The sequence below is a fragment of the Mycobacterium sp. genome (assembly GCF_008709575.1).
Lineage (GTDB): Bacteria > Actinomycetota > Actinomycetes > Mycobacteriales > Mycobacteriaceae > Mycobacterium.
In genome coordinates this window covers 1-22793 of the sequence record NZ_VYIK01000061.1, presented here as the reverse complement: position 1 = coordinate 22793, position 22793 = coordinate 1, and the positions used below count along the sequence as shown (strand labels likewise).

At 66.1% G+C, this 22793-nt stretch carries 22 protein-coding genes and 2 pseudogenes; 14 read left to right on the top strand and 10 right to left on the bottom strand.

Annotated features, from left to right (window positions below; genetic code table 11):
- Window positions 1-241, top strand: a pseudogene (locus F6Q13_RS13830) (hypothetical protein); the annotation flags it as partial.
- 174 nt (window positions 242-415) lie between these two features.
- Window positions 416-1066, top strand: coding sequence for an envelope integrity protein Cei (gene cei, locus F6Q13_RS13825; RefSeq protein WP_293057427.1), 651 nt, complete (start codon window positions 416-418; stop codon window positions 1064-1066).
- A 16-nt stretch (window positions 1067-1082) separates the two neighbouring features.
- On the opposite strand, the gene F6Q13_RS13820 is transcribed toward cei, so the two are convergent.
- Together F6Q13_RS13820 and F6Q13_RS13815 are read right to left on the bottom strand one after the other, a co-directional pair.
- Complete coding sequence (locus tag F6Q13_RS13820) at window positions 1083-1955, bottom strand: inositol monophosphatase family protein (protein ID WP_293057424.1); 873 nt, start codon at window positions 1953-1955, stop codon at window positions 1083-1085.
- A gap of 53 nt (window positions 1956-2008) precedes the next feature.
- On the bottom strand, window positions 2009-3355 hold the full coding sequence (locus F6Q13_RS13815) for an adenylate/guanylate cyclase domain-containing protein (protein WP_293057421.1): 1347 nt from the start codon (window positions 3353-3355) through the stop codon (window positions 2009-2011).
- Window positions 3356-3457: 102 nt separating this feature from the next.
- On the opposite strand from F6Q13_RS13815, the gene ppgK reads away from it, so the two are divergent.
- Both ppgK and F6Q13_RS13805 read left to right on the top strand, forming a co-directional pair.
- Window positions 3458-4267 (top strand): polyphosphate--glucose phosphotransferase, encoded by an 810-nt coding sequence (ppgK, locus tag F6Q13_RS13810; protein ID WP_293057418.1) that lies wholly within the window; start codon window positions 3458-3460, stop codon window positions 4265-4267.
- A 234-nt stretch (window positions 4268-4501) separates the two neighbouring features.
- Window positions 4502-6088, top strand: a complete 1587-nt coding sequence (locus tag F6Q13_RS13805) for an RNA polymerase sigma factor (protein ID WP_293057415.1) — start codon at window positions 4502-4504, stop codon at window positions 6086-6088.
- A gap of 6 nt (window positions 6089-6094) precedes the next feature.
- Here the strand turns inward: F6Q13_RS13805 and F6Q13_RS13800 are convergent.
- Window positions 6095-6427 (bottom strand): annotated as a pseudogene (locus F6Q13_RS13800) (DUF952 domain-containing protein); the annotation flags it as partial.
- Window positions 6428-6548: 121 nt separating this feature from the next.
- Between F6Q13_RS13800 and F6Q13_RS13795 the strand changes: the two are divergent.
- Window positions 6549-6740, top strand: coding sequence for a hypothetical protein (locus F6Q13_RS13795; RefSeq protein ID WP_293057412.1), 192 nt, complete (start codon window positions 6549-6551; stop codon window positions 6738-6740).
- Complete coding sequence (locus F6Q13_RS13790) at window positions 6737-7741, top strand: YihY/virulence factor BrkB family protein (protein ID WP_367141289.1); 1005 nt, start codon at window positions 6737-6739, stop codon at window positions 7739-7741. The genes F6Q13_RS13795 and F6Q13_RS13790 overlap by 4 nt, the downstream gene beginning before the upstream one ends.
- 21 nt (window positions 7742-7762) lie before the next feature.
- Here F6Q13_RS13790 and F6Q13_RS13785 read toward each other — a convergent pair whose 3' ends face one another.
- Window positions 7763-8002 carry a DUF3039 domain-containing protein gene (locus tag F6Q13_RS13785; protein ID WP_293057409.1) on the bottom strand — a complete coding sequence of 80 codons (240 nt, stop codon included), beginning with the start codon at window positions 8000-8002 and terminating at the stop codon, window positions 7763-7765.
- Between the two features lie 66 nt (window positions 8003-8068).
- Between F6Q13_RS13785 and F6Q13_RS13780 the strand changes: the two genes are divergently transcribed.
- The 3 genes from F6Q13_RS13780 to F6Q13_RS13770 all read left to right on the top strand — a co-directional run bounded on the left by F6Q13_RS13780 (window position 8069) and on the right by F6Q13_RS13770 (window position 10414).
- Window positions 8069-8491: a DUF3099 domain-containing protein gene (locus F6Q13_RS13780; RefSeq protein WP_293057406.1), complete on the top strand. Its 423-nt coding sequence runs from the start codon at window positions 8069-8071 to the stop codon at window positions 8489-8491.
- A gap of 108 nt (window positions 8492-8599) precedes the next feature.
- Complete coding sequence (gene sigB, locus F6Q13_RS13775; protein ID WP_293057403.1) at window positions 8600-9598, top strand: sigma-70 family RNA polymerase sigma factor SigB; 999 nt, start codon at window positions 8600-8602, stop codon at window positions 9596-9598.
- A 123-nt stretch (window positions 9599-9721) separates the two neighbouring features.
- Window positions 9722-10414 (top strand): metal-dependent transcriptional regulator, encoded by a 693-nt coding sequence (locus tag F6Q13_RS13770; RefSeq protein ID WP_293057400.1) that lies wholly within the window; start codon window positions 9722-9724, stop codon window positions 10412-10414.
- Between the two features lie 42 nt (window positions 10415-10456).
- Here F6Q13_RS13770 and F6Q13_RS13765 read toward each other — a convergent pair whose 3' ends face one another.
- Window positions 10457-11536 (bottom strand): DUF4192 domain-containing protein, encoded by a 1080-nt coding sequence (locus F6Q13_RS13765; RefSeq protein ID WP_293057397.1) that lies wholly within the window; start codon window positions 11534-11536, stop codon window positions 10457-10459.
- A 188-nt stretch (window positions 11537-11724) separates the two neighbouring features.
- Here F6Q13_RS13765 and sthA point away from each other — a divergent pair, with 188 nt between their 5' ends.
- The 3 genes from sthA (at window position 11725) to F6Q13_RS13750 (ending at window position 15409) form a co-directional block, all read left to right on the top strand.
- The gene (gene sthA, locus F6Q13_RS13760; protein ID WP_293057430.1) at window positions 11725-13137 is read left to right on the top strand and encodes a Si-specific NAD(P)(+) transhydrogenase; all 1413 of its coding nucleotides are present in this window, start codon (window positions 11725-11727) and stop codon (window positions 13135-13137) included.
- Window positions 13138-13373: 236 nt separating this feature from the next.
- Window positions 13374-14351, top strand: coding sequence for a proteasome assembly chaperone family protein (locus tag F6Q13_RS13755; protein WP_293057394.1), 978 nt, complete (start codon window positions 13374-13376; stop codon window positions 14349-14351).
- Between the two features lie 35 nt (window positions 14352-14386).
- Window positions 14387-15409: an alpha/beta hydrolase gene (locus F6Q13_RS13750; RefSeq protein WP_293057391.1), complete on the top strand. Its 1023-nt coding sequence runs from the start codon at window positions 14387-14389 to the stop codon at window positions 15407-15409.
- 99 nt (window positions 15410-15508) lie between these two features.
- Here the strand turns inward: F6Q13_RS13750 and F6Q13_RS13745 are convergent, their stop codons facing one another.
- The 3 genes from F6Q13_RS13745 to F6Q13_RS13735 all read right to left on the bottom strand — a co-directional run bounded on the left by F6Q13_RS13745 (window position 15509) and on the right by F6Q13_RS13735 (window position 17076).
- Window positions 15509-15994 carry a peroxynitrite isomerase gene (locus F6Q13_RS13745; protein ID WP_293057388.1) on the bottom strand — a complete coding sequence of 162 codons (486 nt, stop codon included), beginning with the start codon at window positions 15992-15994 and terminating at the stop codon, window positions 15509-15511.
- A gap of 21 nt (window positions 15995-16015) precedes the next feature.
- Window positions 16016-16480: a transcriptional regulator NrdR gene (gene nrdR, locus F6Q13_RS13740; protein WP_293057385.1), complete on the bottom strand. Its 465-nt coding sequence runs from the start codon at window positions 16478-16480 to the stop codon at window positions 16016-16018.
- A 122-nt stretch (window positions 16481-16602) separates the two neighbouring features.
- The gene (locus F6Q13_RS13735) at window positions 16603-17076 is read right to left on the bottom strand and encodes a LysM peptidoglycan-binding domain-containing protein (RefSeq protein ID WP_293057382.1); all 474 of its coding nucleotides are present in this window, start codon (window positions 17074-17076) and stop codon (window positions 16603-16605) included.
- A 209-nt stretch (window positions 17077-17285) separates the two neighbouring features.
- Between F6Q13_RS13735 and lexA the strand changes: the two genes are divergently transcribed.
- Complete coding sequence (gene lexA, locus F6Q13_RS13730; protein ID WP_293057379.1) at window positions 17286-17972, top strand: transcriptional repressor LexA; 687 nt, start codon at window positions 17286-17288, stop codon at window positions 17970-17972.
- Window positions 17973-18001: 29 nt separating this feature from the next.
- On the opposite strand, the gene F6Q13_RS13725 is transcribed toward lexA, so the two are convergent.
- Entirely contained in the window at window positions 18002-19870 is a 1869-nt protein-coding gene (locus F6Q13_RS13725; protein WP_293057376.1) for a hypothetical protein, read from the bottom strand.
- A 140-nt stretch (window positions 19871-20010) separates the two neighbouring features.
- Between F6Q13_RS13725 and F6Q13_RS13720 the strand changes: the two genes are divergently transcribed.
- Window positions 20011-21198: a TerC/Alx family metal homeostasis membrane protein gene (locus tag F6Q13_RS13720; RefSeq protein WP_293057374.1), complete on the top strand. Its 1188-nt coding sequence runs from the start codon at window positions 20011-20013 to the stop codon at window positions 21196-21198.
- Here the strand turns inward: F6Q13_RS13720 and F6Q13_RS13715 are convergent.
- Window positions 21195-22355 carry an acyl-CoA dehydrogenase family protein gene (locus F6Q13_RS13715; protein WP_293057372.1) on the bottom strand — a complete coding sequence of 387 codons (1161 nt, stop codon included), beginning with the start codon at window positions 22353-22355 and terminating at the stop codon, window positions 21195-21197. The two genes, F6Q13_RS13720 and F6Q13_RS13715, sit on opposite strands and share 4 nt — an antisense overlap.
- Window positions 22356-22793 lie beyond the last annotated feature (438 nt).

Below are 22793 nucleotides of genomic sequence, written 5' to 3'. Positions count from 1 at the left end.
CCGGCCTCGGTGCTGGACCAGCACCGAGGCCGGGGTGGCCGGCGGTGACGGCGGCGCGGGCACCTTCACCGACACCGGCCAGCTCGGCCACGGCGGCCCCGGCGGCCACGGCGGCACCGCCGGCGCCGGTAACAGCGGAGGCTCGGGCTCCCCGACCGGCGCCACCGGCGCATCCGGCCAGCCGGGCACCAGCGGCAGCGCCGGGCCCGCGGCAGACAGCGCCGTCGGGCCCCTCGGCTAAGTGGTCCTGAACCTACCCCGGACCTACTCTCGACGTCATTGACGCGTGGCGAGAAACAGGTCGCTAACTGCTCGATGGACCTGGTCACCGCCTGCTCGGGCGGACACGCCCTCGGCTCCCCCAAAAAATTGTCCGAGGCTCACATGTCCTGGCCGTCGCGTTTAGAGTGCGTACGTGGTCGCGCTAATCACCGAAGGCACCGCTTTTGACAAACACGGTCGACCGTTCCGGCGCCGCAACTCGCGGCCGGCAGTCCTGCTGCTGATCGTGCTGCTGACGGCGGCCGCCGTGGTGTGGACGATAGCCCTCACCCGTCGGCCCGAGGTCCACGAGGCCGCCGTGTGCAATCTGCCGCCGGAGGGCCCGGGTCCGGGCCGACCTGAACTGGGCAGGCTGGTGGAGCCCAGCACGATGATGATTGTCTTGCCGGCCAAGCTCCCCGACACCAGGGTCCGCGTCCTCAACGCCAGTGGGCGGGGCGGTCAGGCGGCTGATGTCGCCAATGCGCTGCACGACCTGGGGTTTCCGCAGCCAGCCGCTGCCAACGATCCGATCTATGCCGGTGGGAGGCTGAACTGCGTGGGCCAGATCCGGTTCGGCGAGACCGGTCAGGCCGCGGCGGCGGCCGTGTGGCTGGTGGCGCCGTGTGCCGAGTTGTTCCAAGACGATCGCAGCGACGACTCGGTCGATCTGGCACTGGGCACCGACTTCACCACGCTGGCGCACAGCCAGGCGATCGACACGATGCTCGCCGGATTGCGTCCTGACGCCGTCGAGCCGTCCGATCCGGCGCTGCTGCACACGATCCACTCCAGCAGCTGCTGACCGCCGGCGGCCGGGCTCAGGCCGGAATCGGCGCCAGGCCGTCGAATCGCTCCAGGATGGCAAGCAATTCATCGGCGATCCCGGGTGCCGCGGCGACCACCGGGCCGGGCCCGCCCGCGGTCAGGCCCGGCTCGGGCAACACCACGCGGGCGCCGGCCTCGGCGGCGATCAGCGCTCCGGCGGCGCAATCCCACACATTGAGTCCGTGCTCGTAGTAGGCGTCCAACCGGCCGGCGGCGACCATGCACAGATCCAGCGCGGCAGAACCGATACGACGCACATCGCGAACCACCGGCAAGATCCGGGCCAGCAGGGCGGCCTGGGCGGTGCGGCGCTGCTGGGAGTATCCGAATCCGGTGCCCAGCAACGCCATAGCCAAATCGTTGACCCCGGTGCATCGCAGCGGGTGGGCCCCGTGTTCGTCGATCAGACGGGCGCCCAGACCGGCGCCCGCTGAATACACCCGGCCGGAGACGACGTCGGCGACCGCGCCGGCCACCGACACGCCGTCGACCTGAGCCGCCACCGACACCGCGTAGGCCGGGATGTCGTAGACGAAATTCACCGTGCCGTCGATCGGGTCGAGCACCCAGGTGACCGTGCCGTCGCCGGCGTCGAGATCGCCCGTCCCGCCGCCTTCCTCGCCGAGAACCGGGTCCCCGGGTCGCAGCTGCGCCAACCGATCACGCAGCAGCCGCTCGGTTTCAGTGTCGACGATCGTCACCGGGTCGGTCGGGGTCGTCTTGGCCCGCACCGCCTCTCCCGGCCGGGCCGGCGCGGCACCGCCGAACACCTCGGCACGGCGACCCCGCACAAAGGCGGCCGCCTCGGCCGCCAACCCCTCGGCCAACAATCGCAGGTGCTCAGGACGGTTGTCAGGTGTGATCACGCCTCTATCGCAGCACAGTCGGCAACCTGAGCCCCAACTCGTCGCCGACGCGTTTAGACGACCGCCAACACCGGCCAGGGATCGCGCACGCCCTTGAGTTCGTAGGTGCCGCGGTCGTCGAAGGCGATCCTCGACCCGAGGGCCAGCGGCGGGATCACACCCGACACCAGGACCTCGCCAGGTTCCGCGAGCGCCATGATGCGCGCGGCGATGTGGACCGCGATCCCGTGTACGTCGCGCTCCACCATCTCCACCTCGCCGGTGTGCAGGCCCGCACGGATGTCGAGGCCGAGGTCGTGCACCGCGTCCCGGATCGCGCACGCGCAGTTGATCGCCCTCGCCGGCCCGTCGAACGTCGCCAGCGCGCCGTCGCCGGTGAACTTGACAAGGTCACCGCGGGCGCTGGCCACATGCGTTGTCACGACGTCGTTGTGCGCATTGAGGACTCTTGTCCAGGTCCCATCGCCGAGAGCCTCGGCGCGTTCGGTCGACCCGACGATGTCGGTGAACAACACCGTCGCGAGCACCCGGTTCGTCCGCGCAGCCGCGCGGGTGCCGGTGACAAACGATTCGATCTCGTCCAGTACCCGGTCGGCATCGCCGGCGAACCACACGTCGTCGTCCCCGTCCAGCTCCACCAATCGGGCCTGCGGGATGCGTTCGGCAAGGTAGCGGGCGTGAGCGCCGGTCACATGGCGGTCACCGCGGCGGTGCAGCAACAGCGTCGGAGCCTGAATGCTGTCGACCGCGGGCCGCACGTCGGTGCGCAGGTAAAGGTCGAAAATGGCCTTGAAATATCCGGGGCCGCCGGCCAGCCGCTCGCCGCGCGCCCACCAGCGCCGCTTGCCGGCATCGCCGGACCAGCTGGGCGCCAAGTGATCCGCCACCGCACCGGTCCCGATCATCTCGCCGTAGGCGTCGACATACCGGGTGAAGGCCGGCTCGGGCATGCCGTACGGATAGTCGGGAGCCCGCAGAAACCGCGCGAACGGGCTGAACAGCACCAGCGAGCGCACCCGCTGGGGATGGCTCGCGGCCAGCAGCATGACCGGAAGCGCCGACTCTGCCGTTCCGAACACCGACGCACACTTGCACCCCGCGGCGTCGAGCACCGCGACCAGCCCGTCCGTCCAGGCCTGCATCGCCGGACGGTCGTGGATCGGCACCGCGTCCGAGCTTCCCACCCCGAGCAGATCGGTCATGATCAGACGGCTGAACGACCCCAGTCGACGCAGATGGCCCGCGACGGTGGGCTCGTCCCACAGCAAGTCGATCGGGAACATGCCGGTGGGCACGAAGAGCAAATCCGGACCGTGGTCGGCGGCGACCTGATAGGCGAGGTGAACATAGCCGTCACGGGGGCCGTCTCGCGCATAGACGGTTTTGGGGACCACCGCCATCTACGAAGCATGCCACGCGCAACAGGCGCCGCCGCACATCCGGGAAGACTAATGTTTGGGGCCGACACCTAAGCCTCGACTGGGCCTCGACGAGGAGATCTCATGACCAGTAGCGACCCCACCGCGGACTTGGCCGGCGCCGACGGGTCCAGCGCCACACCGCAGCGTCGCGGCTTCGGGGTCGACGTCGGTGGCAGCGGCATCAAGGGCGGCATCGTCGACCTCGACACCGGACAGCTGATCGGTGACCGCTTCAAGCTGCCGACACCGCAGCCCGCCGTCCCCTCGGCGGTGGCGAAGACCGTCGCGGCGGTGGTCAAAGAATTCGGGTGGACCGGCCCGCTCGGGGTGACCTATCCGGGCGTGGTCACCGCCGGTGTCGTCCAGACCGCGGCCAACGTGGACAAGTCCTGGATCGGCACCAACGTGCACGACATCATCGCCAACGAATTGAACGGCCAAGAGCTCGTCGTCCTCAACGACGCCGACGCGGCCGGGCTGGCCGAGGAGCGCTACGGGGCGGGCAAAGACAAGACCGGAGTGGTGGTCCTGCTGACCTTCGGCACCGGGATCGGCTCGGCGGTCATTCACAACGGGATATTGCTGCCCAACACCGAGTTGGGCCACCTCGAGGTCGACGGCAAAGAGGCCGAGCACCGCGCGGCGTCGTCGGTGCGCGACCGGCGCGGCCTGACTTACGAAAAGTGGGCGAAGCAGGTGACGAAGGTACTGGTCGCCATCGAGAATCTATTCTGGCCGGACCTGTTCATCGCGGGCGGCGGTATCAGCCGCAAGGCCGAGCACTGGGTTCCGCTGCTGAAGAACCGTACCCCGGTGGTTCCCGCCGCGTTACAGAACACCGCGGGGATCGTCGGCGCGGCGATGGCCGCCACCAGCGACGTTACCCACTGACTGATGCACCGACACACCTACAGACCTCGCTATTGACCCCTCGTCGACACACTCTTTGACATTTTCTGCAGCGGAGTCGGTGCGGCCCCACGGTGTCGTTACAATGGTGACCGGCAGCCGCCCGACTGACAGCGGCGTCCACGCTGACAGCAACACCGATATCCGACATATCCGACACTTTCGGTAACGCATGCCCGCAAGGCGCCGAGAGTAAGTCCGACCGAAGGGGTTTACGTGGCCGCGACCAGGGCAAGCTCGGTCAAAGACGAGCCGGCGAAGCGCACCGCCACCAGGTCTCCTGCCAAAACCGCGACGAAACGGTCGGGGACCAAGTCCGCCGAGGACGCCGCTCCCCCCCGACGGACCGCCACGATAACCCAGGCCACCAAGACAACCAGACGCGCCGGCAAGACGCCCACCGCGTCTGCCGAGTTGGCTGATGGCCCCGAAACGTCGAAAAAGCGCCGTAATCAGGCTAAAAGCAGCGCCACCAAATCGACGCCAGCCCGGAGTCGCCTAACCAAGGCCGCTGCACCAAAGGCCACCCCAGCGGAGCCGGGCCCGGTGGCCGATCCCGTCGAAGAAGACGCGCTCGAGGACCTCGACGTCGACGACCTCGACGCCGAACCCGATATCGACGAGGCTGCCCCGGACCTCGATCTGGAGACCGCGCTCAACCTCGACGACCTTGCAGAAGAGGTGCCCGCCGACACCGACCTCGACCTGACCGACATCGAGGATGCCGACGTCGGCGAGTCCCCTGACGTCGCGGCCGACACGGCCGATGACGACGAGGAAATTGCCGAGCCCAGCGAAAAAGACAAAGCCTCAGGCGATTTCGTGTGGGATGAGGACGAGTCGGAGGCATTGCGCCAGGCCCGCAAGGACGCCGAGCTCACCGCGTCGGCGGACTCGGTGCGCGCCTACCTCAAGCAGATCGGCAAAGTGGCGTTGCTCAACGCCGAAGAAGAGGTCGAACTGGCCAAACGAATCGAGGCCGGCCTGTACGCAACCCAGTTGATGAGCGAGATGGCCGAGCGGGGCGAGAAGCTGCCCGCAGCCCAGCGCCGTGACATGGCGTGGATCTGCCGGGACGGTGAACGCGCGAAAAACCACCTGCTGGAAGCTAATCTGCGCCTGGTGGTCTCGCTGGCCAAGCGCTACACCGGTCGGGGCATGGCCTTTCTGGACCTGATTCAGGAAGGCAATCTGGGTCTGATCCGTGCAGTCGAGAAATTCGACTACACCAAGGGTTACAAGTTCTCCACCTACGCGACGTGGTGGATACGCCAGGCGATCACCCGGGCGATGGCCGACCAGGCCCGCACCATCCGCATACCGGTACACATGGTCGAGGTGATCAACAAGCTGGGCCGCATCCAGCGTGAGCTGCTGCAGGACCTGGGCCGCGAGCCCACGCCCGAAGAGCTCGCCAAGGAGATGGACATCACACCGGAAAAGGTGCTGGAAATCCAGCAATACGCGCGAGAGCCGATCTCGTTGGACCAGACCATCGGCGACGAGGGTGATAGCCAGCTGGGCGACTTCATCGAGGACAGCGAGGCAGTGGTGGCCGTCGACGCGGTCTCATTCACCCTGCTGCAAGACCAGCTGCAGTCGGTGCTGGACACACTGTCCGAGCGCGAGGCCGGTGTGGTGCGGCTGCGCTTCGGGCTCACCGACGGCCAGCCCCGCACCTTAGACGAGATCGGTCAGGTCTACGGCGTGACCCGGGAACGGATCCGCCAGATCGAGTCGAAGACCATGTCGAAGTTGCGTCACCCCAGCCGTTCCCAAGTCCTGCGCGACTATCTGGACTGAGCCGGCCGGAGCAAAGTCGCCGTCCGGGCCCGGACGGTAGCGGGTGACACTGATCACAGCGTCGACCGGCAGCGGCCCGTAGAGATGCGGGAACAGCATCGACTCCGGATCGGTTGTACAACCAGGCTCCCAACGCACCGGTGCAGTCAGCCGGTCCGGGTCGATGTGCAACAGCACCAGGTCGTCGCGGCCACGGAAGAGCCGATTGGCCGGCAGGTGGACCTGCTCGGGCGACGACAGGTGGATGAAACCGGCGTCGGTGAGCGACGCGGGCCGCAGTTGACCGCTGGTCTGTGCGCGTGACCAGGCGCTGCGGGAGCACAGGTGTACCAGATTCATGCGACCACCTTGCCCGATCGGCAACCGGGTGAGAAACGACACAGCGGGCAATCCCCCGGGGTAAACGGCCAAACGCCCCGGCATCTGGGACAGTGGAGGCAGGGCCGAAAACGGAGTAGCTATGAACGCAACTTTGACAAGTCCGGAGTTGACGAGGGCTGATCGCTGCGATCGGTGCGGCGCTGCCGCCCGGGTTCGTGCCACGTTGCCTTCCGGAGCAGAACTACTCTTTTGTCAGCATCACGCGAACCAGCACGAGGCCAAACTCGTCGAGTTGACGGCCGTGCTCGAAGTCAGTCCGCTCGACCCCTGAGCGGCCACTCGCCAGCCGACGATCCGGAATCGGTCGTCACCGGCCAGCCCCCGAGGGCGTCGCGTCATCACGTCTGGCGCGTCGTCCGCCGGGCACTGTCGAAAAGTTGGGACGACTCCATCTTCTCCGAGTCAGCGCAAGCCGCATTCTGGTCGGCGCTGTCGTTGCCGCCGTTGCTGTTGGGAATGCTGGGCAGCCTCACCTACGTCGCGCCGCTGTTCGGCCCGGACACCTTGCCGGCTATCGAACACCGCCTGGTGTCGATGGCGCACAGCTTCGTCCCGGAAAACGTAGTCAACGAAATCATCAAGCCGACCATTGCCGATATCGACCGAGGCGCCCGCGGCGAGGTGGTGTCGTTGGGCTTCGTCATCTCGCTGTGGGCCGGATCGTCGGCGATCTCGGCGTTTGTCGACTCGGTGGTCGAAGCCCACGGACAGACCCCGTTGCGCCATCCCGTGCGGCAACGGTTTTTTGCCCTGTTTTTGTATCTACTGGCACTGCTGTTCGTGATCGCCACGGCGCCGCTGATGGTGCTGGGCCCGCGCAAGGTGGCGCAATTCATTCCGGACAGTTGGCTCACGATCGGCTACTACCCGGCACTGACCGGGGGGCTGTTGATCGCGGTGGTGATCCTGTACCGGGTTGCGCTGCCGGAAGCACTGCCGACACACCGGCTGGTGTTCGGCGCGGTGCTGGCCACCGCGGTCTTCGTGATCGCCACCCTCGGGCTGCGCGTCTACCTGACCTGGATCAGTAGCACCGGCTATACCTATGGTGCGCTGGCCACCCCGATCGCCTTCTTGTTGTTCGCTTTCTTCGGCGGATTTGCGATGATGCTGGGCGCCGAACTCAATGCCGCGATCCAGGAGCAGTGGCCCGCGCCGGCCACCCACACCGACCGGTTGCGCCGGTGGCTGACGTCACGGATGCGCGGCCTCGAAGACACCCCGGTCGGCGAGCCGAGGTGCTGCGACCGGGCCGAGGCCGGACCTGTGTAGAACGGGCACGACGGATCGCTGCTAGCCCTTTTTGAGCCTGTCGTAGATCCGCTTGCAGTCCGGACAGACCGGCGAGCCGGGCTTGGGCGATCGGGTTACCGGGAATACTTCACCGCACAGCGCCACGACATGCGTGCCCATCACCGCGCTCTCGGCGATCTTGTCCTTCTTGACGTAGTGGAAGTACTTAGGGGTGTCGCTGCCGGTCCCGTCGTCGACGCGTTCGTCGGCGTCGGTGCGTTCGATCGTCTCGGTCTGCATGCCCAATATTGTGCCCGAAACCGGCGGCGAACCGGCCCGAAACCGGATTGGCCGCAACGCGCCGCAATGTGGGAGAGTAGATCAATGAAGCACGGCTCGGAGCTGGGTTTCGATGACGACGGTCGGCCGGTGCTCATCACCGCGGCAGCACCCTCCTACCAGGAGCAGCATCGCCAGCGGGTGCGCAAGTACCTGACCTTGATGGCGTTTCGCATTCCCGCCCTGGTGCTGGCCGCGCTCGCCTACGGCGCCTGGCACAACGGTCTGATTTCGTTGCTGATTCTGGTCGCGTCGATACCGTTGCCGTGGATGGCCGTGTTGATCGCCAACGACCGCCCACCCCGGCGGGCCGATGAACCACGCCGGTTCGACGACGCGCGGCGACGTACCCCGCTGTTCCCGACGGCAGAGCGACCTGCCCTCGAGCAAAAAGGGCATCCAGAGGGGCGTCAGGACGTGCCGGGCGGGGAAGGCGACGGCCACCGGTAACCCCGCCGGCCGCAACTCTCAGCACATTCACAGGGCTGTCCGGACATTCGTGCACGTCAGCGGGTGTGGAACAGTCAGTGCGCGGGAACTCTTGACTCCAGTTGGTCGTTGCACCGTAAGACAGTTCACGCCGATCAGGAGGCCGCTATGGCAAATGCCACCACTAGCCGGGTTGACACCGATCTGGACGCTCAAAGCCCCGCCGCAGACTTGGTGCGCGTGTATCTGAACGGCATCGGCAAGACGGCGTTGCTCAACGCCGCCGACGAGGTCGACCTCGCCAAGCGCATCGAGGCCGGGCTGTACGCCCAGTATCTGCTAGAAACCCGCAAGCGCCTCGGCGAGAACCGCAAACGCGAGCTCGCAGCTGTGGTTCGCGACGGGGAAGCAGCCCGCCGCCACCTGCTGGAAGCCAATCTGCGACTGGTGGTGTCGCTGGCCAAGCGTTACACCGGACGGGGCATGCCACTGCTGGACCTTATTCAGGAAGGCAACCTCGGGCTGATCCGCGCGATGGAAAAATTCGACTACACAAAGGGATTCAAGTTCTCCACCTATGCCACCTGGTGGATTCGTCAGGCGATCACCCGCGGTATGGCCGATCAGAGCCGCACTATCCGCTTGCCGGTTCACCTGGTCGAGCAGGTGAACAAGCTGGCCCGGATCAAACGGGAGATGCACCAGAACCTGGGTCGTGAAGCCACCGACGAGGAACTCGCCGCGGAATCGGGTATTCCGATCGACAAGATCAACGACCTGTTGGAGCACAGCCGCGACCCGGTCAGCCTCGACATGCCCGTCGGCTCGGAGGAAGAGGCCCCGCTGGGTGATTTCATCGAAGACGCCGAAGCGATGTCTGCCGAGAATGCGGTGATCGCGGAGTTGCTGCACACCGATATCCGCAGCGTGTTGGCCACGCTCGACGAGCGCGAGCACCAGGTGATCCGGTTGCGTTTCGGTCTCGACGACGGGCAGCCGCGCACCCTCGACCAGATCGGCAAGCTGTTCGGGCTTTCACGGGAGCGGGTCCGCCAGATCGAGCGCGAGGTGATGGCCAAGCTGCGCAACGGCGAGCGCGCCGACCGATTGCGGTCGTACGCCAGCTAGACGGCTAGATCCTGCCGACTAAACACCCAGGCATGCCCGTCGCCCCTGCGGTGGGCATGCTTGCGTGTTTGCAACCCAGTCTTGCCGCCGCCCAGTAGACTCGGCGGCGATGGAGGGTGCGAGATGAACGAGTTGGTCGACACCACCGAAATGTATTTGCGGACGATTTACGACCTCGAAGAGGAAGGGGTAACGCCGCTGCGCGCGCGGATTGCCGAACGTCTCGAGCAGAGCGGACCCACCGTCAGCCAGACGGTCTCCCGGATGGAACGCGACGGCTTGGTTCATGTGGCCGGCGACCGTCACCTGGAGCTCACCGACAAGGGCCGCGCGCTGGCCATCGCCGTGATGCGCAAGCACCGGCTCGCTGAACGGCTGCTGGTCGATGTCATCGGCGTGCCCTGGGAAGATGCGCACGCCGAGGCCTGCCGGTGGGAGCACGTGATGAGCGAAGACGTCGAACGCCGGCTGGTGCGGGTACTCGACCACCCGACCACTTCGCCGTTCGGTAACCCGATTCCCGGGTTGTTGGACCTAGGTGTCGGTCCGGGTTCCGACGAGGGGGCCGCCAACCTGGTGCGCCTCACCGAGCTGCCTGCCGGGTCGCCGGTCGCAGTGGTGGTCCGCCAGCTGACCGAACATGTGCAGGGCGACATCGACCTGCTGACTCGCCTCAAAGACGCCGGTGTCGTCCCCAACGCTCGGGTGACCGTCCAGGCCGACGCGGCCGGTGGCGTCACCATCATGATCGCAGGTCACGAAAACGTAACGCTGCCGTACGAGATGGCCCACGCCGTCAAGGTGGAGAAGGTCTAGCGCCCGGCTACGATGCCGGACGATGCCGAGCGCCCTGCGCGATCACGGGGCGCCCGGCCGGTCAAACCCCGCGCGCTGACCGAACATCCGGCGCGGCGGCAGCCGCACACCCAGCCGCTCAGCCAGCCGGTAGCCGGTGACCGCGAGGTCACGGATGTGCTCGGGCCGCAGCCCCGACTGCAACGCCGTGTCCAACATGGCGGCCATCCGATGGGCGGGCTCGCAGCACAGCGCCGCCGCCAACGACACCCCGGCCAGCGGCCCGTCGCCGCGGGCATAGGCGCTGAACGCCAGCAGCACCAGCGGTTCAACCCGCCATGGCGCGGGCAGCCTGCGGGCCAGTAGCCCCCACAACGACTCAGCCTCGGCTGCGTTCTCGCCGACCGCGAGGGCATACAGCGTGTCACGCACGTGCACGTCGGCCAGCGCGCAACCCAGCGCCGCCAGCTCCGCATCGCCCAGCGGTTGCCCGTCGGCGAGCCGGGCCGCGGCGGCCATGGCGTTCTCGACATCGCGACGGCGCGCGCCGTCCGGGTCCGTGCGGTGAGCAACCGCCCGGGCCGCCGCACGCTGCTCGAGCGCGGCGGCCAGTTCCGTGCTCTCGGACCGCTCATCGACGGCGATGACGGCCTGCAAATCAGCGCGCCGCGCATAAAGGCGCCGACCGTCCAGCACCGCGGCCATGGCCAACGGCGACGCCGACGGATCGTCGACGATCCCGGCAGAACCGCAGCCGTCCACGCAGTGCCAGCGCCCGCCGGCAGCCACCCGGTCCACCACGTGGGCGGCCCACAGCACAATGTCGCGCTGGGACAACTCCTGCGAAAGCGACGCGCACAGCTGGCGGTACTCGTCGTTGCACACCGGGCACACAGCACCATCAGCATCGACGATGACCGCGAGGGCAGCCTGCGGCTCGGCGGTGGCGGCAACCGCCGCAAGCTGCCCGACTCGCTCGGTGAGTTCGGGCGAAAGGTCGACACGCAGCACCGCGCCTAGCTCACCGCCGCCGATAGATACCACGATCAGCGACTTTTCCGGCACAAAACCCAAAACGGCGGGCAGGGCGGCGATCAGCGCGCCGGGACGGTTGAGGTCGAAGTCAGATCCAGCTGTAGTCATAACCTGCACGCTGGCAACCGATACCGTCACGCGGTGGCCGGCAGAGGCAGCGCGGCGCCCAGGTGTGGACGAAGTCGAAACTGTGTAGCATTACCCCCGCGCATATCGCGGTGTAGTGCGCGCCCCGGCGAACCGGCGTAGGTGTCTGTTCCACTGCTTCGATGTTGGAGTACGGCCTCATGGGTGCGATGTTGGAATACGACGTCGTCGTCATCGGTTCAGGTCCGGGTGGTCAGAAGGCTGCGATCGCCGCGGCCAAGCTGGGCAGGTCGGTGGCCCTCATCGAGCGCGGCCGGATGCTGGGCGGGGTCTGCGTCAACACCGGAACGATCCCTTCGAAGACGTTGCGCGAGGCGGTGGTCTACCTCACCGGCATGAACCAGCGCGAGCTCTACGGCGCCAGCTACCGGGTGAAAGACAAGATCACCCCGGCTGATCTGCTGTCGCGAACCCAGCACGTGATCGGCAAGCAAGCCGACGTGGTGCGAAACCAGCTGATGCGCAACGGAATCGATCTGATCATCGGTCACGGTCGCTTCGTCGACCCGCATACCGTCGCCGTCTCGGACACCTCCCGGGGGAAGCGAACCACGGTCAGCGGTGACTACATCATCATCGCCACCGGAACCAAGCCGGCTCGGCCGGCGGGGGTCGAGTTCGACGGGGACCGGGTGCTCGACTCCGACGGCATCCTCGATCTCAAGTCGATCCCGGCGTCGATGGTCGTCGTCGGCGCCGGAGTCATCGGTGTCGAGTACGCGTCGATGTTCGCCGCGCTGGGCAGCAGGGTGACCATCGTCGAAAGACGCGACTCCATGTTGGATTTCTGCGACCCGGAGATCGTCGAGGCGCTGAAATTTCACCTGCGTGACCTGGCGGTGACGTTCCGGTTCGGCGAGGAGGTGACCGGTGTGCACGTCGGTCCGGCGGGCACCGTGACCAGCCTGGCCAGCGGCAAGCAGATTCCCGCCGAGACGGTGATGTACTCGGCGGGCCGGCAGGGGCAGACCGACGATCTGGACTTGGCCAACGCCGGCCTGGAAGCCGACAGCCGAGGGCGGATCTTCGTCGACGAACGGTTCCAGACCAAGGTCGACCACATCTACGCCGTCGGCGACGTGATCGGCTTCCCCGCGTTGGCGGCGACCTCGATGGACCAGGGCCGGTTGGCCGCCTACCACGCCTTCGGCGAGCCCACCGACGGGCTGACGGAACTGCAGCCGATCGGGATCTACTCCATCCCCGAGGTCTCCTACGTGGGTGCCACCGAGGTGGAACTAACCAAGCAGGCCATCCCCTACGAGGTCGGGGTGGCCCGCTACCGAGAGCTAGCCCGCGGCCAGATTGCCGGCGACTCCTACGGGATGCTCAAGTTGCTGGTCTCCACCGAAGACCACGCGCTGCTCGGGGTGCACATCTTCGGCAGCAACGCCACTGAGATGGTGCACATCGGTCAGGCCGTGATGGGCTGCGGCGGCACCGTCGACTACCTGGTCGACGCGGTGTTCAACTATCCCACCTTCTCCGAAGCCTACAAGGTCGCTGCACTGGACGTGCAGAACAAGGTGCGCGCCCTCAACCAGTTCCGCAGCGACGACTGACCGGTCACGGCGCGCCGCGGGCGGCCGTCGGCCAGACCGGCGCCGGGCAGGGCGGAATGCCCGGCAGCGGGCAGCCCGATCCGGAATTCGACCTGACCCAGCCGTGTTTAGATCTACTAAGCGGGTTAGCCGATCGCGGGTCGGCTGTCGATCGCCCGTCGTTGGAGAGACACTAGCGAAACAGACTTAACTGGACACGGCACGGACAGCGCGCCGTGGGCGAGGAGGCAGACACTATGGGTCACAACCAGCCCCCGGATCAGGAACGGCACTACCAGCCCGAACAGAACGGGATGTATGAGCTCGAGATCCCGGCGCCGCAGTTGTCGTCGCCGGATGGCCGTGGACCGGTACTAGTGCACGCTTTGCAGGGCTTTTCCGATGCCGGGCATGCGATCCGGCTGGCCGCGGCACACCTGAAGGACGCGCTCGACACCGAGCTGGTGGCGTCGTTTGCCATCGACGAGCTGCTGGATTATCGCTCGAGGCGGCCGCTGATGACCTTCAAGACCGATCACTTCACCCATTACGAAGATCCCGAGCTGAGCCTGTATGCGCTGCACGACAGTGTCGGCACCCCGTTTCTGCTGCTGACCGGCCTGGAGCCGGACTTGAAGTGGGAGCGTTTCATCACCGCTGTGCGACTGCTGGCCGAGCGCCTGGGCGTGCGCCGAACGATCGGGTTGGGCACCATTCCGATGGCGGTTCCGCACACCCGATCGGTGACGATGACGGCCCATTCCAACAACCGCGAACTCATCTGCGACTTCACACCGTGGATCTCGGAGGTCCAGGTGCCCAGCAGCGCGTCGAACCTGCTGGAATACCGGATGGCCCAGCACGGACACGAAGTCGTCGGCTTCACCGTGCATGTGCCGCACTACCTGGCGCAGACCGACTATCCACCTGCCGCCCAGGCGTTGCTGGAGCAAGTCGCCAAGACCGGGTCGTTGCAGCTGCCACTGCAGGCGCTGGCCGCGGCGTCCGCCGACATCCGGGCCAGGATCGACGAGCAGGTCGCGGCTTCCCCCGAAGTCGCTCAGGTGGTGGCGGCGCTCGAGCGCCAGTACGATGCATTCGTCGCCGCCCAGGAGAACAGGTCGCTGCTCACGCACGACGAAGATCTGCCCAGCGGCGAGGAACTGGGTGCGGAGTTCGAACGATTCCTGGCACAACAGGCAGAGAAGAAGTTCGACGAGGACAACCCGACTTAAGCGCCGCGCCCCGGCCCGAGAGTGAGGTTGTCGACATGACCAAGCGCAAACCTAATCTCCGGGCCGTGCGCGAGCTGGCGCCCACGCTGGCGTTTCGCACCATTCACGGCTATCGACGCGCCTACCGGATCGCGGGCTGCGGACCGGTGATTTTGTTGATCCACGGGATCGGCGACAACTCCACCACCTGGCACACCGTGCAGGCCAAGCTTGCCCAGCGGTTCACCGTCATCGCCGTCGACCTGCTGGGCCACGGGCAGTCGGACAAGCCGCGCGCCGATTACTCGGTGGCGGCTTACGCGAACGGGATGCGCGATCTGTTATCGGTGCTCGGCATCGAGCACGCTACGGTGGTTGGCCATTCGCTGGGGGGCGGCGTGGCAATGCAATTCGCCTACCAGTATCCGGAACTAGTCGAGCGGCTGATTCTGGTCGGCACCGGAGGGGTCACCAAAGACGTCAACATCGTGTTGCGCTGGGCCTCACTGCCAATGGGCGGCGAAGCACTCGCGGTGCTGCGACTGCCGTGGGTGCTGCCCGCGGTGCAGGTCGCCGGACACGTGCTCGGCCGGGTTCTCGGGTCGACCAAAGTGGGCCGCGACCTTCCCGACGTGCTGCGGGTATTAGCCGATCTGCCCGAACCGACGGCCTCGACCGCTTTCACCCGGACGCTGCGGTCGGTGGTGGACTGGCGCGGTCAGATAGTCACCATGCTGGATCGGTGCTATTTAGCAGAATCCATTCCGGTGCAGATCATTTGGGGCACGGAAGATGTGGTGGTGCCGATCAGTCACGCACGGATGGTACACGCGGCGATACCGGGGTCTCGGCTGGAGATATTCGAACGGTCCGGGCACTTCCCGTTCCACGACGATCCCGACCGCTTCGTCGAAGTCGTCGAGCGGTTCATCGACACCACTGAGCCGAGCCAATACGATCCCGAGGCGCGGCGGAGGTTGCTGCGCACCGGTGGCGGGGCAGGGACGGTGTCGGGCCCGCTCGACACCAAGGTTGCCGTGTTACAGGCGATGGGCTCCGACGAACGCAGCGCTACCTGAGCGGTCCGCAGGCGCACGCCGGTGACCGAACTTTCCGTCGCCGGTCACCCACAACGACGTCCCCGCGGGCGTGGTCGACGCGGTGCCGGGCCCGGCCTGTCAGCGTTGCCGGAGCAGCACCGCACTGAGGTGATGCAGCATGGGTTGTCCCACCGCGCCCATCCGCAGCGAGTAGGAGAGCTTGTCGCCTTCCAGGCAAAACGAACGGCCAAGCGCTGAAACCTCTTTAGCGGTCGGGCTCAGCCCGATCGAGGACGCGGTCATCTCCAGCTCGATGACATCGCCGCTGAGCGTGTAGGTGCCGACCTCGATTTCGGTGACTCCGGTGGGATGCGCGACCACCAGCTCGACGTGGCCCGGTTGCGGCACCCGCAGATAACCCGTCTCGGCGTGCAGCGGCTTTCCGTCGGTTGTCGTCCGGGTCTTTTGGCTATAAATCAGAAACGGCTGGCCGACGTGGGAGAACACGACTTCTTCGAGGTACTCGAACGGCTCGATGGTCGGGTACTCCCCCGAGCCACGACCGGTCCACGTTCCCAGGAGCGGTGCCAGTGCTTCCAGGCCGGGATGCAGATCGGCGGACACGATTGCCAGACTACCCGGACACTAGTGCGGCTTGGGCAGCGTGCGGTGAGTACGTAGTGCCTTGATCTCCCGCTCGAAATCTTCTGCGGAGGAAAAGGATCGGTACACCGAGGCGAATCGAAGGTACGCCACCTCGTCGAGGTCGCGCAGCGGCCCGAGGATAGCCAAGCCGACCTCGTGACTGGGGACCTCCGGCAGCCCTTTCGCGCGGACGGTGTCTTCCACTTGCTGGGCCAGCAGGTTCAAGGCATCGTCGTCGACCTGACGACCCTGGCAGGCCCGTCGCACGCCGCCGATGACCTTCTCCCGGCTGAACGGCTCGGTGACACCGCTGCGCTTGACCACGGCCAGCACCGCGGTTTCCACCGTGCTGAATCGCCGCCCACACTCCGGGCACGCCCTGCGGCGCCGGATCGCCTGACCTTCGTCGGTTTCTCGCGAGTCGACCACCCGGGAGTCGGGATGACGACAGAACGGACAGTGCATGACCGCTCCTTCGCCGTGCTGACAGCTCTCAGGCGTCGAGCGTACTCGCGCGCCACTGGGCGGGCCCGACACCGCGAGGATCGCTCTGTTGCCCCGTACACCCCGGTTTTCACCAGGCAACGTCACCCGATCGGCGCGATCAGCGTCTGTCCGGCAACCAGCGCCGCGCCGTCCAAACCATTGAGGTCACGGATCCGCTCGATCACCTGACCGGCCGGCGCATCGGGCGCCACCCGCGCCGCCAGCTGTGTAAGCGTCTCCCCCGCCTCGACGCGGACCACGCCCAGCCGCTCGGGTGTACCGGCCGATGCGCCGTGCAACGTTTCGCCCAATTGCGCCACCAGACCCAGCCATATGGTGATCATGGCCGCCAGCAGCGCCAGGCCCACCGTCGTCGCCGGCGTGATGGGCCGGGGCCGATGCGGGGCGAGAGACATCAGCGCACCGGTGCCTCGGTAGCGTGGCCGCCCACCGGGCGGCCTCGACGAACACCGACGCGACGCCCGACCCTGATCGCCGACCGGTGGTACGCGGATCGGATATGACCGGGCCGGCGCGGACCGAGGTGCCGATTGAATCGTCTCGATGGTGGTCATCGGGGATCCTCCTGTCGAAATCGTGTCGAACATGTGCCGCTCACCTGTTCGAAGATAGTCGATAGTACGTTCGAATTGCGAACATGTGATCGAATCGTTGTATCGGAGATCGCACCATACCCACCGAGCCCGACATCCCGACCGCCCCGGCGACGCGCCGTCGAACACATGTTTGAAATCTGAACGGAAACGGGCTAGATTTCTCGTCTATGAGCCCTAGCAGGAGCCCGGACACCCAGTATCCGGCCCGTTATCCCGCACTGACCGAGCGACAACGAACCATCCTGGAGGTCATCCGCTCGTCGGTAACCAGTCGCGGTTATCCGCCCAGCATCCGGGAGATCGGCGATGCGGTGGGACTGACCTCGACCTCGTCGGTCGCCCACCAACTGCGTACGTTGGAACGCAAGGGCTACCTGCGTCGGGATCCGAATCGGCCACGCGCGGTGGACGTACGCGGCATCGAGGATACGGCAGGACCCACCGTCGTCACCGAGGTTTCCGGTTCGGATGCTCTGCCGGAGCCCACCTTTGTCCCAGTGCTCGGGCGCATCGCGGCCGGTGGCCCGATCCTCGCCGAGGAGGCCGTCGAAGACGTCTTTCCGCTGCCGCGGGAGCTCGTCGGCGAGGGCGCACTGTTTCTACTGCGGGTGGTCGGTGACTCCATGGTCGACGCGGCGATCTGCGACGGCGACTGGGTGGTGGTGCGCCAGCAAAACGTCGCCGACAACGGCGACATCGTCGCGGCGATGATCGACGGCGAGGCGACGGTCAAGACGTTCAAACGCAGCGGCAGCCACGTCTGGCTGATGCCCCACAACCCCGCCTACGACCCCATCCCGGGCAACGACGCCGTGGTGCTGGGCAAGGTCGTCACCGTGATCCGCAAGCTTTAGGAAGCCAGCCAGGCGACAACGCTGGGTCCCTATCCCTTAGTGAATCCGTTGGCGCGCGCGACATCCTCGCTGGCGAACCAGATCTCGGCGAACGCCTCGTCGTACAGCGTGCTGTCGGGAGTGTAATACACACCGAAGCTGGCATTGCCTTTGACGGGGTAGCCGTCCGGTGCTCGGTGCGGGTCGTCCAATGGCAGGTGGATCATCGGATGCGCGCGCGGCTCGGCGACGTCCACCGGCTCGTCGGCTTCGGCGGCTGCGTGCCTGCCCCCGCGTACGTCGGCCTCCGATACCACTCGCGTCGGCGCCGTGTCGACCGTGTCGGGATTCTCGGCATCGCCGGGGATGTCGGCCGCCAGCCGCTCGGCCACGGCAACCGGTGGCCTCCAGCCGGTATCCGGTCGGTCCGGCAACTCCGGGTGCTCCCCCGGATCGGCGGCCCCCTCGGATAACTGCGGTGGGGCCGTCACCGCCGCGGCCTCGGCTGACCAACTTTGGCCGGTATCGGGGACGGCCACCATGTCGGGGACGGGCTCCTCTGCCGGCGTCTCGACCGAGTCGGCCACCCCGCGCGCCCGGCGCCGCACTATCAGCGCAGCTGCCCCGATCAGCAGCAGCACCGGGATGACACCCAGCCACCACCATTGCCGCAGCCCGGATCCGCCGACGGGCTGAGATGCCGTGGCCGGTGCGTTCTGACCCGGCACCTCAAGTCCCGACAGTGCCGACGCCAAGTTGGGCGGCTCGGTGCTGAAGGAATTCTTCGCCGGGGCCCAGGCGATCTTGCCTCCGGTGAACCGCTGCGAGATGACCTCCCCGTAGACCGTCTGGTCTTCCATTGGTGCGCCCAACTTGCCCGTCGGTCCGCCGAGTTTGTCCCACGCGGCCTTCATCGCGCCGCGAACGACAAACGCGCCGTGCTTGGAGGTCCAGAAGATCACCGGATCATCGGTTGCGGAAAACCGGCAGATACGGCTTTGCGGAAGACCGCCGTCGGCCTCGTTGGCGATGGGGAAACCGAGGTCACTGCCCTGTGGGCCGCCCAGTGACTCGTATTTCTGCAGGATTGCGCCTTCGACGGCGTTGGCGCCGGTGGCGTAGCTGTAGAAGACCTTGCCCCCGGCGAAGTTCTGGACCAGCCCGGCGTCGTCGCCGATCGATTTTTGCCCGCCTTCTTTGGCACCCAACGGGCCGTCCGGACCTCCGGCCGCGCGCCAGGCCATGTCGATGGCGGCGGTGGCATCGATCGGAACCTGCAGGCCTCTCAGCTGCTGTGCCAGCTCGGCCGGGACGGTGCTGAACACCTTGGTGACCCGGTTCCAGGACACCTTGCCGCCGCTGAACGACTGGTTGGCGTCCTCGCCGTCGTAGGTTTCGTCACCGACTGGAACACCCAGAACTCCCCCGGAGCTGCCCAGTTTGTCCCACGCTGCATTCATCGCGCCGCGCACCACGTAGGCTCCGTGTTGCGGAGTCCAGAAGATCACCGGGTTGTCGCTGGCCGAAAAAGTGCTGACCCGGCTGTCGGGGCCGGCCAGACCAGGCACCTCGTTCATCGTGGGAAAGCCCAGCGTGCTGCCGTCCGGGCCGCCCAGCGATTCGTATTTGTCCAGCACCGCGCCGTAGAGGTACTTGGCGCCGGTGTCCGGGGTGAAGAACATCTTGCCACCGGCGAAGTCCTGGGCGAAGCCGTCTCCGATCGCGTACACCTCGCCCTGCTTGGCACCCAGCACCGAGGTGTCACCGCCGGCCTTCTCCCACGCCGCTTGGATGGCGTCCTCGGCGTCGGTCTGGGGGGATGCCGCGGCAGGCGGCACCAGCAGCAGGGCACCCGTGGTGAGCGCCACCAGACCGAGGGCCGCCCAGCCACGCGCCCGGGCTAATCCTTGCGAACTCATATCGCAGACAGTACGGAACCAGAGACCGTTGGTTGTCGAAATCCGGGCTCAACGTCTCGGTGTCGCGGCAACGCAGTGCTCCACGTGGGTTAGCGTGCCAGCAGGTCCGGCGAGGTCGGTGGAAGGAAGCACAGCTAAAGATGGGTGTTCCGCTTGTGGTCTGGGTTCTGACCGTCGTGGTGCTGGTCGCCCTGACGTTGGTGGATTATTTCTGGCATGTTCGGGCGTCACACCCGCCGACGCTGACTGAGGCGGCGGTCTGGTCGGCGATTTTCGTCGGCATCGCGATGCTCTTCGGCGCCGGCGTGGTGGCTACCCGGGGGGTCTCCAAAGGCATGGAATACTTCGCCTGCTACCTGAGCAACGAAGCGCTCTCGGTCGACAATCTGTTCGTCTTCGTGGTGATCATCGGCAGCTTCGCCGTTCCCAGGGCCGCCCAGCAGAAGGTGCTGCTGTTCGGCATCCTGGTTGCGATACTGGCGCGCACGGTCTTCATCTTTGTCGGGGCGGCATTGATCAGCGTCTTCAGTTGGGCCTTCTATCTGTTCGCTATCGTGCTGCTGGTCACCGCGGGTAACCTGGCCAAACCGACGGCGCCGGAGGGCCGCACCGCGGACACCGCGGTGATCCGGGCCGCCAGGCGTCTCTTACGTACTTCCGAGCGCTACGACGGGGACCGGTTGTTCACCGTCGAGAACGGTAAGCGGGTGATGACCCCGATGCTGCTGGCGATGATCGCCGTGGGTGGCAGCGACCTGTTGTTCGCGTTCGACTCGATCCCTGCCATGTTCGGGCTGACCAAGAATATCTACCTGATGTTCACCGCGACCACTTTGTCGCTGTTGGGCCTTCGACAGTTGTATTTTTTGATCGACGGCCTGCTGGACCGGTTGGTCTACTTGTTTTACGGTCTGGCTGCCATCCTCGGGTTCATCGGCGTCAAACTGATGCTGCATGCGTTGCACAGCAACGGCGTGCCGTTCATCAACGGGGGTAACCCGGTCCCGGTCGTGGAGCTCAGCAGTGCCGCCTCGCTGACAGTGATTGTCGTCATCGTGGTCATCACCACGGCGGTATCGCTGTTGTCTGCGCGCGGACGGGCGCAAAGCGCCCTGGCCGGGGCCCGGCGCCACGCGACCCAGTATCTCGACCAGCGCTACGCGCCCGACCCCGCTGAGCGCGACCGGATCTTCGCCCGACTACTGCGCGCAGAGCGCCAAATCCAATCACTGCCCGAGAAATATCGGACACTGATCGCCCGGGACGACGAGCTGCCGGAGCTGCTTCGGCAAGCTCATCGGGCGCACGAGGCGCACAACCGGAATTAGACGCCGAGACCGCGGCCGATGATCTCCTTCATGATCTCGGTGGTGCCACCGTAGATGGTCTGAACCCGCGCATCGAGATAGGCTCGCGCGACCGGGTATTCGCGCATGTAGCCATAACCGCCGTGCAATTGAAGACAGCGGTCGACCAGATGCACCTGTTTTTCGGTGGCGTACCACTTGGCCATCGCGGCCTGCTCGGCGGTCAGTTTCTCCTCCAGATGCAGCCGGATGAACTCATCGACCATGATGCGCACCGCGGTGGTCTCGGTGGCCAGTTCGGCCAGCAGGAACCGGCTGTTTTGGAAACTGCCGATCGGCCGGCCAAAAGCCTTGCGTTCCTTGGTGTACTGCAGGGTCTGCTGCAGGACGGTCTCCATCGCGGCAGCGGCCATGATCGCAATCGAGATCCGCTCCTGGGGCAGGTTCTGCATGAGGTAGATGAACCCCATCCCTTCATCGCCGAGCAGGTTTTCTTCGGGCACTTCGACATCAGTGAACGACAGTTCGGCGGTATCCTGTGCATCCAGGCCGATCTTGTCCAAGTGCCGGCCCCGCTCGAATCCCGCCATACCGCGTTCGACAACCAGAAGCGAAAAACCTTGCGCGCCTTTGTCGGGATCGGTCTGGGCCACCACGATCACCAGATCCGCGTTGATACCGTTGGTAATGAACGTCTTGGCCCCGTTGAGCACGTAGTGGTCGCCCTTTTTGACTGCGCGGGTTTTGATGCCCTGCAGGTCGCTGCCGGTGCCCGGCTCGGTCATCGCGATCGCGGTGATCAGCTCCCCGGTGCAGAACTTAGGCAGCCAGCGCTGTTTCTGTTCTTCAGTGCCCAGCCGCAGCAAATAGGGCGCCACCACATCGTTGTGCAGTCCGAACCCGATACCGCTGTAGCGGCCCTTGCTGGTCTCTTCGGTGACGATCGTGTTGTACCGGAAGTCCGGATTGCCGCCGCCGCCGTAGCGCTCGGGCACGGCCATGCCTAAAAAACCCTGCTTACCGGCTTCCAGCCAGACCCCGCGGTCGACGATCTTGGCCTTCTCCCAGTCGTCGTGATAGGGGGCGACGTGACGGTCCAGGAAAGCCCGGTAGGACTCCCGGAACAAGTCGTGCTCGGGCTCGAACAGGGTGCGCTGGTAGGTGACGGCACTGGTCATGGGCTGGCCTCCGGGCGGCTGAGGTTGCTTTGACCCCAACCTTACCAACCAGATGGTTGGTCGAGCGGGTCTAGGTCCGCTCTGCCGCGCAGTTCCGGCTGCGGCGGCAAAATGGCGTTCCTTGTCCAGGAACCCAGTGGCGTCGAAACCGGACGAAATCTGTAGCACGGCGGTCGGGTTGGTCGGCGCTGCTGATCGCCCTACGACTTGTTATTCCCAGATATGGTTCGGCCTTGTCCGAGCCGGCGATCGCACGTGGCTAGAAGTGTGGGTCAGTAAGCGTTTGTGCGCTGAGGGTGACGGCCGTCTGAATCCAAGCGGCGTGTCGGCGCCCGGAATGCACACTCGACGCCGGGGATGCATACTCAAGGCCCCACGGCAAGCTAGTCCTCAAATAAGCGTGTCGGCGTCAGCGGGTCGCAGGATTGATTTCGATGT

Bases quoted from the DNA above. Each gene is read 5' to 3' on its own strand.
- F6Q13_RS13815 (WP_293057421.1), bottom strand. From the start codon at position 3,355: ATGGCGGTGGTCCCCAAAACCGTCTATGCGCGAGACGGCCCCCGTGAC.
- ppgK (WP_293057418.1), top strand. From the start codon at position 3,458: ATGACCAGTAGCGACCCCACCGCGGACTTGGCCGGCGCCGACGGGTCC.
- F6Q13_RS13795 (WP_293057412.1), top strand. From the start codon at position 6,549: ATGAACGCAACTTTGACAAGTCCGGAGTTGACGAGGGCTGATCGCTGC.
- F6Q13_RS13785 (WP_293057409.1), bottom strand. From the start codon at position 8,002: ATGCAGACCGAGACGATCGAACGCACCGACGCCGACGAACGCGTCGAC.
- F6Q13_RS13780 (WP_293057406.1), top strand. From the start codon at position 8,069: ATGTGGGAGAGTAGATCAATGAAGCACGGCTCGGAGCTGGGTTTCGAT.
- F6Q13_RS13770 (WP_293057400.1), top strand. From the start codon at position 9,722: ATGAACGAGTTGGTCGACACCACCGAAATGTATTTGCGGACGATTTAC.
- F6Q13_RS13765 (WP_293057397.1), bottom strand. From the start codon at position 11,536: ATGACTACAGCTGGATCTGACTTCGACCTCAACCGTCCCGGCGCGCTG.
- sthA (WP_293057430.1), top strand. From the start codon at position 11,725: ATGTTGGAATACGACGTCGTCGTCATCGGTTCAGGTCCGGGTGGTCAG.
- F6Q13_RS13755 (WP_293057394.1), top strand. From the start codon at position 13,374: ATGGGTCACAACCAGCCCCCGGATCAGGAACGGCACTACCAGCCCGAA.
- F6Q13_RS13750 (WP_293057391.1), top strand. From the start codon at position 14,387: ATGACCAAGCGCAAACCTAATCTCCGGGCCGTGCGCGAGCTGGCGCCC.
- nrdR (WP_293057385.1), bottom strand. From the start codon at position 16,480: ATGCACTGTCCGTTCTGTCGTCATCCCGACTCCCGGGTGGTCGACTCG.
- F6Q13_RS13735 (WP_293057382.1), bottom strand. From the start codon at position 17,076: ATGACCACCATCGAGACGATTCAATCGGCACCTCGGTCCGCGCCGGCC.
- lexA (WP_293057379.1), top strand. From the start codon at position 17,286: ATGAGCCCTAGCAGGAGCCCGGACACCCAGTATCCGGCCCGTTATCCC.
- F6Q13_RS13725 (WP_293057376.1), bottom strand. From the start codon at position 19,870: ATGAGTTCGCAAGGATTAGCCCGGGCGCGTGGCTGGGCGGCCCTCGGT.
- F6Q13_RS13720 (WP_293057374.1), top strand. From the start codon at position 20,011: ATGGGTGTTCCGCTTGTGGTCTGGGTTCTGACCGTCGTGGTGCTGGTC.
- F6Q13_RS13715 (WP_293057372.1), bottom strand. From the start codon at position 22,355: ATGACCAGTGCCGTCACCTACCAGCGCACCCTGTTCGAGCCCGAGCAC.